Raw genomic sequence first — 14,263 nt, 5'->3', positions numbered from 1 at the left:
TGTGCCTGTAACCTGCTGTTTTTCAGCTTCTCCATAAATAAGGAAAAAGCAGGTAGCTGAGCGTAATTACTATCAGATCGATCGATAATAGTGTGGTGATTTCATCCGTGCTGACCGACCAGTCGAGACCGTCCATGGCATTTTTTGCCAACCGGATAGTCATCAGGAGCATCGGCAGGATAATCGGGAAACTGAGCACGGCCATGAGCGTGGCGCTGTTGTCGGCCTTGGACGCAATGCCCGCGATGAGTGTGAGTACAGAAGCAAAACCGGTGGAAGCCAGCAGGATACAGATCGAAAACAGGCCGTTGTCCTGGATGGGGTTGCCCATTACGAATGCGTAGAATACAAATCCAAGTACCGACAACACCGCCATTACCAGCGAGTTATAAATGATTTTGGAAATGATAATGGCCTGGGGGCTGCACAGGTTGTAATAGTAGAGCAACCGTCCGTGACGTTCCTGAGAAAAGCTTTTGGCAATGGCATTCACCGCCGTGAAGAGCAAAATAATCCAGAACAAGGTATTCCAGACGATCGGTGTGAGTTGGTTCCGGCGGAGATTGAAACTGAGGTAGCAGACAAATACGGTGCTGACCACGTAAAGCAGCATTCCACTGATGGCATATTTCTGGCGCCATTCGAGCGTTACTTCTTTCCAGATCAGGGTCTTAATCTCGTTCAAGGTGATATGGTGTCGGCTTCGGGCAAGAGGCCCTCGGCTTACGATTTACTTGTTGATTGTAACCAGCGTCGCTTTTTTCCGGCTTCGGTACCTGGTTTCGTGCTGCAAAAGTACGACACAAAGCCGGAGGGAAATAATAAAACGATCAGGATTTTGAATGATTTGGCGAACGGCAGGCACATTAGGGGAAGTAAAGTTTGATTTACCGTCTGATAGTGCTTTATTTGTACTTTAAATAAAATGAATCTAAATAAGGAACGTATGTCGGCTCGTACCGTTTCCCACCTTAAAAAGGGTGAAAAAGGCATAATCAAATCATTTACAGACCGTGCAATGTCCCTTAAACTGCTCGAAATGGGCTGTTTGCCGGGTTGCGAAGTACGGCTGGATGCGATTGCGCCTTTCGGTGACCCGATCTGCATCAACGTGGGCGGCAATTACAGCCTGTCTTTGCGTTTGAACGAAGCCGCAGTGATTGAATTAGAGTAAAGATTGCGTTCCGCATACAGCCTCTCCATTGAAACAGGGAAATATTAAAGTTGCGCTGGTAGGTAACCCGAATGCCGGCAAGTCTACGCTATTTAACGCACTCACCGGAATGCGCCAGAAAACGGGCAATTTCCCGGGGGTGACGGTCGAGAAGAAATCAGGGACATTCCGCATTGCCGGTGCCAACGGGCACGACGAGGCACAGGTGACGCTGGTCGATTTGCCGGGTACATATAGTATTTATCCTAAATCGAAGGATGAAACCGTGGTCATGGACATCCTCGCCAACCCTAAACACCCTGATTTTCCGGACGTGGTGGTGATCGTCGCCGATGCTTCCAACCTGCAAAGAAACCTGCTCCTTTTTACCGAAATCAACGACCTTGGCATCCCGAGCGTGCTGGCATTGAATATGCTCGACGTAGCCGAAAGCATGAACCTGACCGTGAATGCCGTGCAACTGGCCATGCAACTCAATGTGCCCGTCGTACGCATCAATGCGCGTACAGGCGAGGGGACAAAGGGGTTGAAGGAAGCTGTGAAACAGGTTGTCGAACGGACAGAGAAACCTGTTTTGCAATATTTTTATACACCGAAAGAGAATGAAATAGGGCTGATCAACGAGGTGAAGGAAATCCACCAGCTCGACAATGATTATGTTGCATTGCAATACGTTTGTCAGCACGATAATTTCTCCTTTCTCGAACAGCCTGTACGCGCCAAACTCGACGCTTTGATCGAGAAATATGGCTTCGACGAAAACAACTTCCTCGCAAACGAGACGATCGCCCGGTACGAGAAGATCAAGCCGATTGTTTCCAAAGCCGTCAAATCCGAGGGCGTTACCGAGCAACCTTACTGGACGCGTAAACTGGACAGCATTCTCCTGCACCGGGTTTGGGGGTACGTCACATTTGCATTGGTACTGCTGGTCGTATTTCAGGCCATTTTCGCGTGGGCCTCGTACCCGATGGACATGATCGACGCCGGTACGGCCGCCGCGATCGAATGGGTGAAAGGCGCATTGCCCCCGGGTGTGCTTAACGACCTTCTTACGGACGGTGTCATGGCCGGTATCGGCGGCATCATTATATTTATTCCGCAAATCGCGATCCTTTTTGCATTGGTCGCCATTCTGGAAGAATCGGGTTACATGGCCCGTGTGATGGTGATTATGGACAAGCTCATGCGCCGTTTCGGACTCAATGGTCGTAGTGTGGTACCGCTTATTTCAGGCGTAGCCTGCGCCGTTCCGGCGATCATGACCACCCGCAGCATCAGCAGCCGTTACGAGCGCCTGCTCACCATTCTGGTAACCCCGTTAATGAGTTGCTCCGCGCGCCTGCCCATCTACGCGATCCTCATTGCCGTTGTGGTCCCCGAAACGAAAGTGTTGGGCATATTCAATGTGCAGGGATTGGTACTCTTTGGCCTTTACCTGCTTGGCTTACTGGGCGCATTGGGCTCAGCCTGGCTCCTGTCATTGTTTATTCCAAGAAAAGAGCCGAGCTATTTTATGCTCGAAATGCCTTCCTACAAGCTGCCGCGCTGGGGGCACGTAGGGTATACGATGTATGAAAGTGTGAAATCCTTCGTGCTCGAAGCAGGTAAGGTTATCATGGCGATTTCCATTATCCTTTGGGTATTGGCTTCCTACGGCCCCGGCGATAGTATGGATGTTGCCGAACAGCAGGTGGTTACCTCCATGAATGCGGCGGCGCAAGAAGAAATTGATGCAGCAGTAGCATCCGCAAGACTGGAAAGCTCCTATGCTGGTCAGTTTGGCCGTTTCATCGAGCCGGTTATCAAACCGATTGGCTATGACTGGAAGATCGGTATTGCATTGCTTGCATCGTTCGCTGCCCGCGAGGTATTCGTTGGGACAATGGCGACGATTTACAGCATCAGCGGCGATACGGAAGATGTGCTCACAGTAAAACAAAGACTCATTCAGGAAAAGAACCCTGAAACCGGCGGGCAGATGTTCACGCCTGCCGTCTGCTATTCATTATTGATATTCTATGTATTCGCGATGATGTGTATGAGTACCATCGCCGTGGTCTACCGCGAAACACACGGCTGGAAATGGCCCATGATCCAGCTCGCCTACCTCACCGCACTGGCTTATGTTTCGGCGTTTGTAGTTTATCAGGTATTGAGTTAATCAAGCGAGTTACCAACCCAAATGCTCCACCACATCTGACGCGATCAGTGCCGTTTGTCCGCGTGCTTCTGCGGCGCGGTCGCCGGCGAGGCCGTGTTGATAAACGCCTAATATTGCGGCATCGGCCGGGTCGTATTTTTGGGCGAGCAGACTGGTGATAATGCCGGTAAGTACATCGCCGGTGCCGCCTGTTGCCATTCCCGGATTGCCGGTCGAGTTGAAATGGACTTCGCCATTGGGCAGAACGACGGCCGTATTAGCCCCTTTCAGACAAATAATGGCCTTGTATTTGGCAGCAAATGCCCGGGCTTTTTCCAGCCGTTCGTATTCATCAGTACTTTCACCTGTCAGCCTTTGAAATTCCTTGGGATGCGGGGTGAGGATCGTGTTCTCCGGTAGTTTGTAAAGCAAATGCCGGTTGGTTGACAGGATATTCAATGCATCCGCATCGATAATGATGGGTACTTTGGCTTGTTCCAGTATTTTTTCCAACACTTTCACTGTGGCCGCATCCTGCCCGATGCCTGGCCCGATCCCGATGGCCGTAGCCGACGCGAGATCCGGAACCTTGCTAATGTATTTCTCCGAGTCATCCACAGTCGCCATCGCCTCCGGAACGGATACCTGGCTGATCTCGTACCCGCATGCAGGCACGTGCATCGTGAGCAGCCCCACGCCCGAGCGCAGACAGGCCTTGCCTGAAAGAACCGCAGCGCCCATCTTGCCAAAGCTTCCGGCGATGATGATCGCGTGACCATAGGTGCCTTTGTGCGAGAATTTCTGCCGGGATTTAATGCGTTTTTCGGCTTCGGACTTGTCGGTGAAATAGTAGGGCGTGCTGGTGCCGGCAATGTATTCAGGGCTGAGCGCAATATCCACAACATTCCAATCACCTACATATTCGGCATTCTGAGGAAGCAGAAATGCGAGTTTCGGCAATTGAAATGTGATGGTATACCTGGGTTTGATGATAATGTCGGAAGAGTTATTGGGCTGGTCGGTATAAAGCCCGCTTGCAATGTCGACTGAGACGAGCTTGCAGGACAGCGTATTTAAATGGGTTATAACCAGGCCCAGCAAACCATCCACCGGGCGGGAAAGGCCGGAGCCGAGTAATGCATCAATGCAGACGACCTGGTTGGATAATTGCGGAAGATCGTTTTCGGACTGAATGCGGTGTGGCGTAAGGTGATTGCCGAGCCGCGAAAGGTTCTGGCGGAAATCGTCTGCCTCATTCGAAGTATATTCGACGATAAAAACCTGCACATCGTAGCTGCGACTGCTCAGAATGCGGGCGATCGCCAGGCCGTCGCCGCCGTTGTTGCCCTTGCCGCAAAAGACGGCGATCGGGCGGGTATTTACATATTGATTACAAAACCAGCGTACAAATGCTTGTGAAGCGCGCTCCATGAGGTCGATGGAAGCAATAGGTTCGTGAGCGATCGTGTAGGCGTCCATCGCCCGGATCTGTTCTACATTGAAAATCTTCATGATAGTCGCGAGAAAAGCTTTTACATGCAAAAAAATAGTGCTAGATTTGCACTCGTTTTCTCAAAAGCTGTTTTGAATGAAGGGGCGTCACCCCATCCGCTGGGAGCAAGCTATCATTTTAAATCCATAAAATCACTCGTCATGAGCGAACTTATTAAACTCGTAGAAGCTACGATTGAAAATCGTAAATCCGAGTATCCTGATTTCAAATCAGGCGACACGATCAACGTTCACGTGAAAATCCGTGAAGGTAACAAAGAGCGTATCCAGCAGTTCCAGGGTACTGTTATGCAGCGTCGTAACATCAGCGGAGCTGGCGAAACTTTTACAGTACGTAAAATTTCAAATGGTATCGGTGTTGAGCGTGTTTTCCCAATCCTTTCACCAAGCATCGCGAAAATCGAATTGATTCGTCGCGGTAAGGTACGTCGTTCACGTCTGTTCTTCTTGCGTGGCCGTCAGGGTAAAGCCGCTCGTATTAAAGAGCTTAAAACCACGAAGTAGTCCAAAAGACCTTCGGGCACGAAATTTTAAAACCCTGCAAGCGAATTTTTCTTGCAGGGTTTTGTTTTTGAGAAAAATCAATATTGATTTTTCTCAAAAACAAAACCCCGACGTCAGTTGAAACTGACGGGAATTGATTGAATCGAATCTATTACCATCAGTTTCAACTGACGGTTAACGACCAACATTTATGAATAGCGCTTTTTATAAATACCAGGGCACCGGCAACGATTTCGTCATGATCGACGATCGCGATCTGCAATTCCCGGTTTCCAAAGAACTGATCGCTTCGATCTGCCACCGCCGGTTCGGCGTCGGCTCGGATGGCCTCATTCTGCTTCAAAATGCGGAAGGCTACGATTTTCGTATGGTGTATTTCAATGCGGATGGTGGTGAGGGTAGCATGTGCGGTAATGGCGGACGCTGTGTGGTACGTTTTGCCAATGATTTGGGGCTTTTCAGGGACAGTACTAAATTCATAGCTGTCGACGGCGAACACGAAGCAACGGTTTCAGGCGATACGATCCGACTAAAAATGTCGAACGTGAGTGGCGTGGAGCAATACGAGGAGTATGACTTTATGAATACCGGCTCACCGCATTACGTGACTTACGTAGACGACATCCATGAGGCCGATGTGGTGAATGTGGGTAGCGAGATCCGCTATGGTTCGGTGTACGGCCCCAAAGGTGGTACAAACGTCAATTTCGTGGAAGTGATCGAAGACAACCACCTGAGCGTGCGCACGTACGAGCGCGGCGTGGAGGACGAAACTTTCTCCTGCGGCACAGGCGTGACCGCCTGCGCATTATCCGCGCATATACGCGAGGGCTGGGAAGGGCCGGTGCAGGTGGAGACAATCGGCGGAACACTCGCAGTAGAATACCAGGATGCCGGTGAAGGCCAGTTTAAAGATATTTACCTCATAGGCCCCGCAGTACGCGTTTTTGAGGGCACTTTGAAAGTTTAGTGATATTTTAAAATAAAAGTAAAGCCTTGCAAATCATCGACTTGCAAGGCTTTACTTTTATATAAACTTTCTATTACTCAGACTCGATAATCCCGCCTTTCACATGGTAAATCTGCTTGTCGGCCCATTCAGGCACGCGGCAGTAATCCATCGCGGCCACTTTGCTTCGGACGCCGTTCGTGCAGATGACCACGATCGTTTGATATGGCGCCACCATTGGTCGTTTTTCCCGGATCTCCGCCAGCGGGATATTGATCCCTCCCTCATTGAATTCCTCAAATTCCCAGCTTTCGCGTACATCCACGAGTATCGCATCCGTGCCTTGGGTCAATCTGAGGGCTTGCGGAAGGTCGATGTCCGAATAAGTTTTCTTTGACATACTTCCAATTACCTGCCCAGCGCGTACGGATGGTCGTTCACCACCGGGATATTTTTAGCGATCAGCTTGTGAATGTCTTTGAGATAGGTTTTTTCTTCCTTGTCGCAGAACGACAGTGCAATACCTTTTGCGCCCGCGCGGCCGGTACGACCAATGCGGTGAACGTACGTCTCGGGGATATTCGGGATTTCGTAGTTGATCACATGCGTCAGGTCATCCACGTCGATACCGCGGGCAGCGATGTCGGTCGCTACGAGGACGCGCGTAGTCTGGCTTTTGAAATTCTTCAATGCATTTTGCCGTGCAGTCTGCGACTTATTACCGTGAATGGCCTCCGAAGTGACACCTGCCTTGCGCAGTACTTTCACCACTTTATCGGCCCCGTGTTTGGTACGGGTAAATACCAGTGCAGTTGCAATGGATTCGTCTTGCAGGATATGCAGCAACAGCGAATTCTTGTCTGATTTATCTACAAAAAACACCGATTGGCGAATGGTATCGGCCGTCGAAGACACCGGGGTAACTTCTACTTTCGACGGGTTTCTCAAAATGGTACCCGCCAAAGTCACAATAGCCGGAGGCATCGTGGCCGAGAAAAACAACGACTGACGCTTGGCCGGCAATAGTTTAATTACCTTTTTCACGTCGTGCACAAAACCCATGTCGAGCATGCGGTCGGCTTCGTCGAGTACGAAAAATTCCAGCTGGTTCAGTTTAATGAAGCCCTGGTTGATCAGGTCGAGCAGGCGGCCCGGCGTGGCGATGAGCACATCTACACCTTTCTGCAATGCGTCGGTCTGCGGTTTTTGACCTACACCACCGAAAACAACGGTGTGCCGCACACGCGTGTGGCGCCCGTAGGCAGCGAAGCTCTCGCCGATCTGGATCGCCAGCTCGCGGGTAGGGGTCAAAATCAATGCACGGATACGGCTTTTTTCAAACTTCCCTACCGGGTTATCATGCAGCAGTTGCAGCATCGGAATCGCAAAAGCGGCGGTTTTACCGGTACCTGTCTGTGCACAGCCCAGCAAGTCTCTATTTTCTAAAATAACCGGAATTGCTTTGGCCTGGATGGGAGTGGGAGTGGTGTATCCTTCTTCTTGGAGAGCCTTTTTGATCGGCTCTATGAGTTTTAAATCCTGAAATGTCATTTGGTCTTTTTAATGGCTGCGTGATGATCATCCATTTTAAACGCAGCCTGCATAATATGAATCGGCCGGTCTGGCCAGGTGTATAACAGAAGTATGTTTTTAAACGTTCAGTGAGTATACTTGGCAAAAATAGTCAGTATTCCTCTAAATTTGATCATTAGCCATCAACACAACTACGCTATGGGAAGGATTCTTACTCTCACGTTCTTATTATCGCTCCTTTTTGTCACCGCTCGCGCACAGGATGTTCTCGTCCGCAAAAATGGCTCCACTATCGAAGGGAAGGTGACCGAAGTTGGTATCGACAAGGTTTTGTACAAGATTAGCCAGGAGGCTAATGCCGCTAATTTCGTAATCAGGAAGAACGAATTGTTGCGGATCGAATTCGGAAACGGACAGACGATCTGGTTCGACAAACGGCGGGAACGTAGTAACGAACGCATCGGCGAGCGCGGGCACGAACGTAATGCACCGATGGTTCAGGATGAGGAATTGGGCAAAAACAAGTTCGATATCTCGCCATTTAAGGCATTGGACAGCGGTCCCGGTTTTGGTATCAGCTATGAAAGAATTCTGGATAAAAACGGCAATTTCGGGCTGCTTTTACCACTTACAGTAACGGTCGCCGACAGCTATTACTTCCCGATTGGCTCGGAAAGCACCGATAATGACGAGATGTATTATTTTTCCCCGACTTTAAAGATTTACCCGTTCGGGCAGAAACGTGTTACCTACGCGGTTGGTCCTACGCTTTACGCGGGTGTGGGCAAGCATTGGTATCAATATACCGACTATAACCCTACAACGCAGGTTTATACCTCCCGCGACGAGGAAAGGGAACGCTTCCGGATGGGAATGATCGTCAACAATTTTGTCAACTTTCAGATCACGAAACATTTTCAGATCGGCCTGAATGCCGGCGTGGGCCCGCGGTACATCGACCGCGATAAATTCGACTCGAAGGTTTACCGCACCAGAGGGATGGAAATCACCGGTGAATTCAATTTCAATCTCGGTTTCCGGTTCTGATCATTTCACGACGCGGAAAACGGGATAGCGCATATATTCCTTTTCCGCGTACCCCGAATTTTGGTAAATAAAATCCAGCTGGGCGTTGCCGTTTTTGGCAAACGCCGGATCGGCTTTGCGTTTCTCGTCGAGCCTGGCTTTGAGTTCGGGTGATTTTTTTAGCAAATCAGCCGCCAGATCCTCAAAAACATAACCCGAGTAATGTTCCTTGGCCTGCAAAACGGTGTCAAAGAAATTCCATTTGAAGAAAGAATCCACCGCTTTCGGTTCGAGGGTTTCGATGATGTAGCGGTTCGTTGACTGGTTTACAGGAACAACCCAGTCGCCTTTTTTGAACGGCAGCTTTTGTTTCTCGACTCGCAGCTTCACCGAAGTATGCCAGTAATGCCCCTCAAATGGCTGTTTCGGCGTTTCCATGTCTTCGATGTAATAGGTTTCCACATCCATTTCCGAGTCCTTTTCGAGCTCTTTCACTTGCACACCGTTCAACCGAAGGAGTGCAATGATGTTGTGCCAACCCTGGGGAATAATGTATGCCTCGGGCCGCGTCACTTCGTCCAGCGGCACATAGGTATCGTAGAAGGGAATCTCTTTCGTGAAGGGCTTCGAGCGATCGTAATGCAGCCTGGGTAACCCGCTTACTTCGCTCGGAATGTACTCGGGTTCATAGCCTTTGAACGCAATGGTGGATTGTTTCGACTTGTCGACCTGCCAGGTAATGGCGAATTTTTCCTGCTTTTTAACGGCTTCTTTTGTCTCATTCCGCAGTTTTAGCAATGCTTTTCGATGCGCGGCCAGGAACCTGATATTGCCATGCAAATAGGCATAAGTCGATTTCACGCGCTGATCGTACGGTTTCAGCATATGGGTTTCCGTCATCACGCCGATGGTATGAAACAAAGCCGCATAGCCCGTGGAATACCGTGGCCAGTCGGGAAACTGGACAAAACCCTTATCGGGCGTCTGGCCGTAAGCATTCACGTAAGGTGTCGCTTCGAAGCCTGCCTCCTTCAAATGCTTGTACATGTAAGGCAGGAAAACCGCGTTGTTGAAATCGCCGAGCGGGCCGCCGAGTTTGTCTTTCTGGGCGTAGTCGAGCGTCATCACATATTGGTAATCGGCCCCGTTGCTCACGTGCGTATCTGCGAAAAGGTCGGGATCGAGCTCGTGGAAAATGGCGGCGAAGCTCCGCGCATTGCGGGTGTCGGCTTTGATGAAATCCCGATTGAGATCATAATTTCGGGCATTTCCCCGGAAGCCATATTCCTCCGGCCCGGCCTGGTTGGTACGGGTGGTACTGTTGCGGTTTAATGCACCGCCGATATTGTAGAAAGGAATAATAGCGAGCACTACGCTGTCCAGTTCGGGAAATTTCGCGGGATTAACCAGTATGTCGCGCAAGAGCATCATCGACGCGTCCACGCCGTCGGGTTCGCCGGGGTGAATGGCATTATTGATGAACAAAACAGCTTTGCCCTGCGCTTTCAGTTTTTTAATATCAAACACCCGGTTTTTGGAATACAATACCAAATGCAACGGCTTGCCGCTATCGGTAAGGCCTTTTTCCTGCATATTTACCTGGGGGAAGTTTTGAGCGAGTTGCCGGTAAAAAGCAATGCCTTCCTCGTAAGTGGGAGTCTGCCTGCCACCGCTTTTTTCAAAACGGGTCTGGTACTGGGCGGTCGCGGCGTAGGCAATGCACAGCAGGAATAGTGTCAGTTGGGAGCGCATGAATGGAGTGAAATGTCAGTAATTGTATTGTTCGATCAAATGCAGGTAGGGTTGCAGGCCGTGATGGATGAAAACGTTCTTGTCTGAATCCTCAAATTGCTTGTAGTACCCGTCGGTAGCCAGCAGCACCACGGTTGGCCCTGTACGGACATAGTTGCTACTTTTGTAAAAGGCCGGAGACTGGTATTCGGGCAGGTTTTTCGAGACAATTTTGCCCGCATACTGGCCGAGGTACTTCTCGTAATTGCGCTGCGCCTTTTCACTGGGCTTTCTCAAACCCTTGTACGCATGCCGCATACCAATGCGTGCGATGAGCTTCTGCTTCCTGATAATGCCGTCGATGTTCTTGAAAGGGTTGGTATTGTTGAAATCCGCGAGGGTTTGTACCGAAAACGGTACTTCGGGTACCCAGTCGGCCGAATTGATCACATTGTAACCCCAGCCTCCGTCGACCAAATGCTCATATTCGTAGGCAAAATAAGTGTTACCCACCTTCGGCGCCGCACTGGCGTAGGTTTTGAAACGAATATCCTTTGGTAATGCACCCTGCTTTTGAAGCGAATATAAATGCGCCGTCAACAGGTAGCCAAGCGCGCCACCCTGGCTGTGGCCCATGATCAGGAAGTCCTTCACGCCGGTTTTGTACAATGAATCGATTTTGGGCAAAATATCCCTGGCCAGGTACGCCGTGCCAAGGAGCCAGCCGATATGCACCGCCGCTTTTGGGTTATCGGCCAAATGGTATTTGAATGTATAATCTTTGGTGATTTGGAGCTCGCCCCGGGCTGGCACCATGGCGGCATAGAAGTTTTCGAGCCAGCCCACGGCATTCATCGTCGTGCCGCGGAGGTTGATCACACCTATCGAGGACTTGTTTTTCCAGAGGCCCCACCGGTTGTCGAGGCCCATCACAGGTGAGCTGTAAACCGAATCGAACTTCGTGGGCCGGGGTATCCGGAAAGTACCACGGCGCGTCATAGAGGTATCGTACAGCGAGGAATGTATGTACATGAGCTCTTTGTATTCGTCTTTATCGAAGCCGGGTTTCAGTTTCACGGCCTGTGAAAACACGGACTGGGCAGCGAGCACGCCGAGCATAAACACGACAACCGGATAGTAATGCCTGATCAGGCACGGTCTGAAACTTGCCAGGGGCTTTTGCATAATGGATAGGAAGCGTTGAATAACAAGGCAAACTTGGAATTACTAATGTAGGAAAACAATCGATGCAACCCGATTTTCGCGCTTTCAAATCAATTTTCGGGCACGTTTTCAGACAGTTCTTTCAAATTAGAATACTATTAGAGTTTGCCCCGACAGCCCGCCCCACCTTGAATGCCAGCCCGGAATTTTGTATTTTTGGTTAGTCTAAAAAATATTTTCATGGAGCTGTATTATTCTTTTTCTGCATTAATCGTCCTCTCTGCGATATTTTCCTACCTCAATTCCCGGTTTTTGAAATTGCCTCCGTCCATCGGCGTCATGGTGATCGCATTGATGGTTTCGTTGGGGCTTATCGCTACCGACAGCATATTTCCGCGCACGTTCATCCGCATTTCCACGCTCATCGCGAGCGTCGATCTTACGGAAATACTCATGGGCGCAATGCTCAATTTCCTGCTTTTCGCGGGTGCGATCCATTTGCATTTGGAAGATCTCCGCGAGCAGCGGATGCCGGTCATTATCTTCTCGACCGTCAGCGTGGTGATTTCGACCTTCGTGATCGGTTTTTTGATGTATTATATCCTGCCGCTGCTTGGCATTACCATTCCTTTAATCCAATGCCTCGTTTTCGGCGCATTGATTTCGCCTACCGATCCTATTGCGGTACTCGGCATTCTGAAACAGGCTGGTGTCCCGAAATCCCTTGAAACGAAGATCGCGGGAGAATCGCTTTTCAATGATGGTATGGCGGTTGTGGTGTTCATTCTCATGCTCGCGCTGGCGCGGGGCGAGGAGGTGAACACTTCGTTTACCGGTATTGCGGGATTGTTTGTGAAGGAGGCGATCGGCGGTATTCTGCTCGGCTTGCTGCTCGGTTTTTTGGGTTCCAAAATGATGTACCGGGTGGACGGCTACAATGTACACGTGCTCATTACGCTCGCGATCGTGATGGGCGGGCACCTGGCGGCGCAGGCATTGCATATGTCGGGCCCGCTGGCGATGGTGGCGGCCGGCCTCGTAGTGGGTAATTATGGTAAAAACCCCGGCGCGGTTTCGGATACCGAGCGCGACTATATCGATAAATTCTGGGAGCTGATCGATGAGATACTTAATGCGATCCTGTTCCTGATCATCGGTTTTGAATTGCTATTGATCCCGGACATGAAGCAGTATGGCTGGGCAGGGCTGGTAGCGATCGTGGTGGTGCTTTCGGCACGGTTCATTTCGATCTACATTCCCGTCAAACTCATTCCTTTCAAGGCGCGGTTTGGAAAGAAATCGATTACGATACTGGTGTGGGGAGGCTTGCGCGGGGGCGTGTCCATTGCATTGGCATTGTCCATCGACCATGATCTCAACAAAGACCTGCTGCTTGCAATTACCTATTTCGTGGTACTGTTCTCGATTATCGTGCAGGGGCTCACGGTAGGTAAGCTCACCGACCGCCTGCCCGACGACGCGGAAGCGGCCGCCTAAGAGGCAGGTCCGGCAACGAGCTGGTTGATCAGCGCATTGATTTTGTTCAGCCAGACCGTTTGTCCCTCGCAAGTCCAGTGCGAATCGCCCTTCATGTACGAAGAGCGGCCCATACGCCTGAAATCGGGCAGGACGTCGATATACGGAACGTTAAGTTTCGGATGGTTGTACACCCGCTCGATCAGGTTGTTGTATACGCCATAGTCCGGGCTGAGTACCGACGTTTTATTGGGGATAATGGTGAATAGCACATTGTCGAAACCCAACGATTCGGCAAAATCCCGGCTTGCATTCAAATGGGTGATCATCGAATCAAGCTCCGTTTCGCGTACGGGCGTGAAAGATGATGTAACCTCCGGGGTGTCGGTATCCATGTAATACACGATGTCACGATCATAGTTCACGAGCGTAACACCCGAACCGGCGCGGTTGAAAAACTTTTGATTAAAATCAGATTTCCATTCTTTAATGCGCAATGCAAAGTCGTTCTGGAACAGGAAGCCATCGAGCCTGTCGGCGGTATGCGAGCCTTTAAACGCCTCGTCGAGGCGGTGCATGAATTTAGTGGAAGCACCTTTCTGTTCGAATGTCGCCGTGTCGGGAACGAGTACAGTAATAGCCGAAGAGGCGAATTTCTGACGGAAATGCCGTTCCACGCTTTCCATCAGCAGGATATTGTGCTCGGTCGTGTCCAGTTTGATATGCAGGAATTCAGACCATTTCACCCAGGTGTAGTCGTCTACCGGGAAATCCTTCTTCTCAACCCTGCCGTGCTCCGTAAAACTATCGCCGATAATATATAAATGCACTTTCTTCGCCGAATGCGGCCGTGCCGGCGGTACATAGCCGGCGCATTGATGGCGCGGGTCACGAAATTCCGAAAGCGTGGAGAGCTTGTATAAATCGCCATACTGGTAGCCATCTTCCACAACCTGCACTTTCCATAGCCATGGTAAAATGGTCGGGCTAAGCCCTACAATCCAAATGAGGCAGCCAATAGCGAGTGCGATATATCTTAGAATTTTCATAG

Annotated in this window: 13 protein-coding genes; 6 read left to right on the top strand and 7 right to left on the bottom strand. The window is 50.3% G+C overall.

Annotated features, from left to right (window positions below; translation table 11 throughout):
• Positions 1-22: 22 nt before the first annotated feature.
• A complete protein-coding gene (locus BMW93_RS01960; RefSeq protein ID WP_177193984.1) occupies positions 23-685 on the bottom strand; it encodes a heme exporter protein CcmB in 663 nt (220 codons plus the stop codon).
• 261 nt (positions 686-946) lie between these two features.
• Between BMW93_RS01960 and BMW93_RS01950 the strand changes: the two genes are divergently transcribed.
• The gene (locus tag BMW93_RS01950) at positions 947-1,174 is read left to right on the top strand and encodes a FeoA family protein (RefSeq protein WP_041735487.1); all 228 of its coding nucleotides are present in this window, start codon (positions 947-949) and stop codon (positions 1,172-1,174) included.
• 28 nt (positions 1,175-1,202) lie between these two features.
• Positions 1,203-3,338 carry a ferrous iron transport protein B gene (gene feoB / locus BMW93_RS01945; protein ID WP_090373501.1) on the top strand — a complete coding sequence of 712 codons (2,136 nt, stop codon included), beginning with the start codon at positions 1,203-1,205 and terminating at the stop codon, positions 3,336-3,338.
• A gap of 9 nt (positions 3,339-3,347) precedes the next feature.
• On the opposite strand, the gene BMW93_RS01940 is transcribed toward feoB, so the two are convergent.
• Positions 3,348-4,829: an NAD(P)H-hydrate dehydratase gene (locus tag BMW93_RS01940; protein ID WP_090373859.1), complete on the bottom strand. Its 1,482-nt coding sequence runs from the start codon at positions 4,827-4,829 to the stop codon at positions 3,348-3,350.
• Between the two features lie 141 nt (positions 4,830-4,970).
• On the opposite strand from BMW93_RS01940, the gene rplS reads away from it, so the two are divergent.
• Together rplS and dapF are read left to right on the top strand one after the other, a co-directional pair.
• Positions 4,971-5,333 (top strand): 50S ribosomal protein L19, encoded by a 363-nt coding sequence (rplS, locus tag BMW93_RS01935; protein WP_090373858.1) that lies wholly within the window; start codon positions 4,971-4,973, stop codon positions 5,331-5,333.
• Positions 5,334-5,523: 190 nt separating this feature from the next.
• The gene (dapF, locus tag BMW93_RS01930) at positions 5,524-6,303 is read left to right on the top strand and encodes a diaminopimelate epimerase (protein ID WP_090373500.1); all 780 of its coding nucleotides are present in this window, start codon (positions 5,524-5,526) and stop codon (positions 6,301-6,303) included.
• Positions 6,304-6,376: 73 nt separating this feature from the next.
• Here dapF and BMW93_RS01925 read toward each other — a convergent pair whose 3' ends face one another.
• Positions 6,377-6,682, bottom strand: a complete 306-nt coding sequence (locus BMW93_RS01925) for a rhodanese-like domain-containing protein (RefSeq protein WP_090373499.1) — start codon at positions 6,680-6,682, stop codon at positions 6,377-6,379.
• An 8-nt stretch (positions 6,683-6,690) separates the two neighbouring features.
• Positions 6,691-7,833 carry a DEAD/DEAH box helicase gene (locus BMW93_RS01920; protein ID WP_090373498.1) on the bottom strand — a complete coding sequence of 381 codons (1,143 nt, stop codon included), beginning with the start codon at positions 7,831-7,833 and terminating at the stop codon, positions 6,691-6,693.
• Positions 7,834-8,013: 180 nt separating this feature from the next.
• Between BMW93_RS01920 and BMW93_RS01915 the strand changes: the two genes are divergently transcribed.
• Complete coding sequence (locus BMW93_RS01915; protein ID WP_090373497.1) at positions 8,014-8,862, top strand: hypothetical protein; 849 nt, start codon at positions 8,014-8,016, stop codon at positions 8,860-8,862.
• On the opposite strand, the gene BMW93_RS01910 is transcribed toward BMW93_RS01915, so the two are convergent.
• The gene (locus BMW93_RS01910) at positions 8,863-10,593 is read right to left on the bottom strand and encodes a M14 family metallopeptidase (protein ID WP_090373496.1); all 1,731 of its coding nucleotides are present in this window, start codon (positions 10,591-10,593) and stop codon (positions 8,863-8,865) included.
• A gap of 15 nt (positions 10,594-10,608) precedes the next feature.
• Positions 10,609-11,757 (bottom strand): lipase family protein, encoded by a 1,149-nt coding sequence (locus BMW93_RS01905; RefSeq protein WP_090373495.1) that lies wholly within the window; start codon positions 11,755-11,757, stop codon positions 10,609-10,611.
• Positions 11,758-11,976: 219 nt separating this feature from the next.
• On the opposite strand from BMW93_RS01905, the gene BMW93_RS01900 reads away from it, so the two are divergent.
• Positions 11,977-13,233, top strand: coding sequence for a sodium:proton antiporter (locus BMW93_RS01900; RefSeq protein WP_090373494.1), 1,257 nt, complete (start codon positions 11,977-11,979; stop codon positions 13,231-13,233).
• On the opposite strand, the gene BMW93_RS01895 is transcribed toward BMW93_RS01900, so the two are convergent.
• Positions 13,230-14,261, bottom strand: coding sequence for a hypothetical protein (locus tag BMW93_RS01895; RefSeq protein WP_090373493.1), 1,032 nt, complete (start codon positions 14,259-14,261; stop codon positions 13,230-13,232). The genes BMW93_RS01900 and BMW93_RS01895 overlap by 4 nt on opposite strands.
• Positions 14,262-14,263 lie beyond the last annotated feature (2 nt).

The organism is Dyadobacter sp. SG02 (assembly GCF_900109045.1).
Taxonomy (GTDB): Bacteria; Bacteroidota; Bacteroidia; order Cytophagales; family Spirosomataceae; genus Dyadobacter.
Note: the sequence above shows the minus strand (reverse complement) of the source record. Positions and strands in the feature narration are given on the sequence as shown.

Coding starts and splice junctions, on each gene's coding strand:
- BMW93_RS01950 (WP_041735487.1), top strand. CDS start 947: ATGTCGGCTCGTACCGTTTCCCACCTTAAAAAGGGTGAAAAAGGCATA.
- BMW93_RS01940 (WP_090373859.1), bottom strand. CDS start 4,829: ATGAAGATTTTCAATGTAGAACAGATCCGGGCGATGGACGCCTACACG.
- rplS (WP_090373858.1), top strand. CDS start 4,971: ATGAGCGAACTTATTAAACTCGTAGAAGCTACGATTGAAAATCGTAAA.
- dapF (WP_090373500.1), top strand. CDS start 5,524: ATGAATAGCGCTTTTTATAAATACCAGGGCACCGGCAACGATTTCGTC.
- BMW93_RS01925 (WP_090373499.1), bottom strand. CDS start 6,682: ATGTCAAAGAAAACTTATTCGGACATCGACCTTCCGCAAGCCCTCAGA.
- BMW93_RS01920 (WP_090373498.1), bottom strand. CDS start 7,833: ATGACATTTCAGGATTTAAAACTCATAGAGCCGATCAAAAAGGCTCTC.
- BMW93_RS01915 (WP_090373497.1), top strand. CDS start 8,014: ATGGGAAGGATTCTTACTCTCACGTTCTTATTATCGCTCCTTTTTGTC.
- BMW93_RS01910 (WP_090373496.1), bottom strand. CDS start 10,593: ATGCGCTCCCAACTGACACTATTCCTGCTGTGCATTGCCTACGCCGCG.
- BMW93_RS01905 (WP_090373495.1), bottom strand. CDS start 11,757: ATGCAAAAGCCCCTGGCAAGTTTCAGACCGTGCCTGATCAGGCATTAC.
- BMW93_RS01900 (WP_090373494.1), top strand. CDS start 11,977: ATGGAGCTGTATTATTCTTTTTCTGCATTAATCGTCCTCTCTGCGATA.
- BMW93_RS01895 (WP_090373493.1), bottom strand. CDS start 14,261: ATGAAAATTCTAAGATATATCGCACTCGCTATTGGCTGCCTCATTTGG.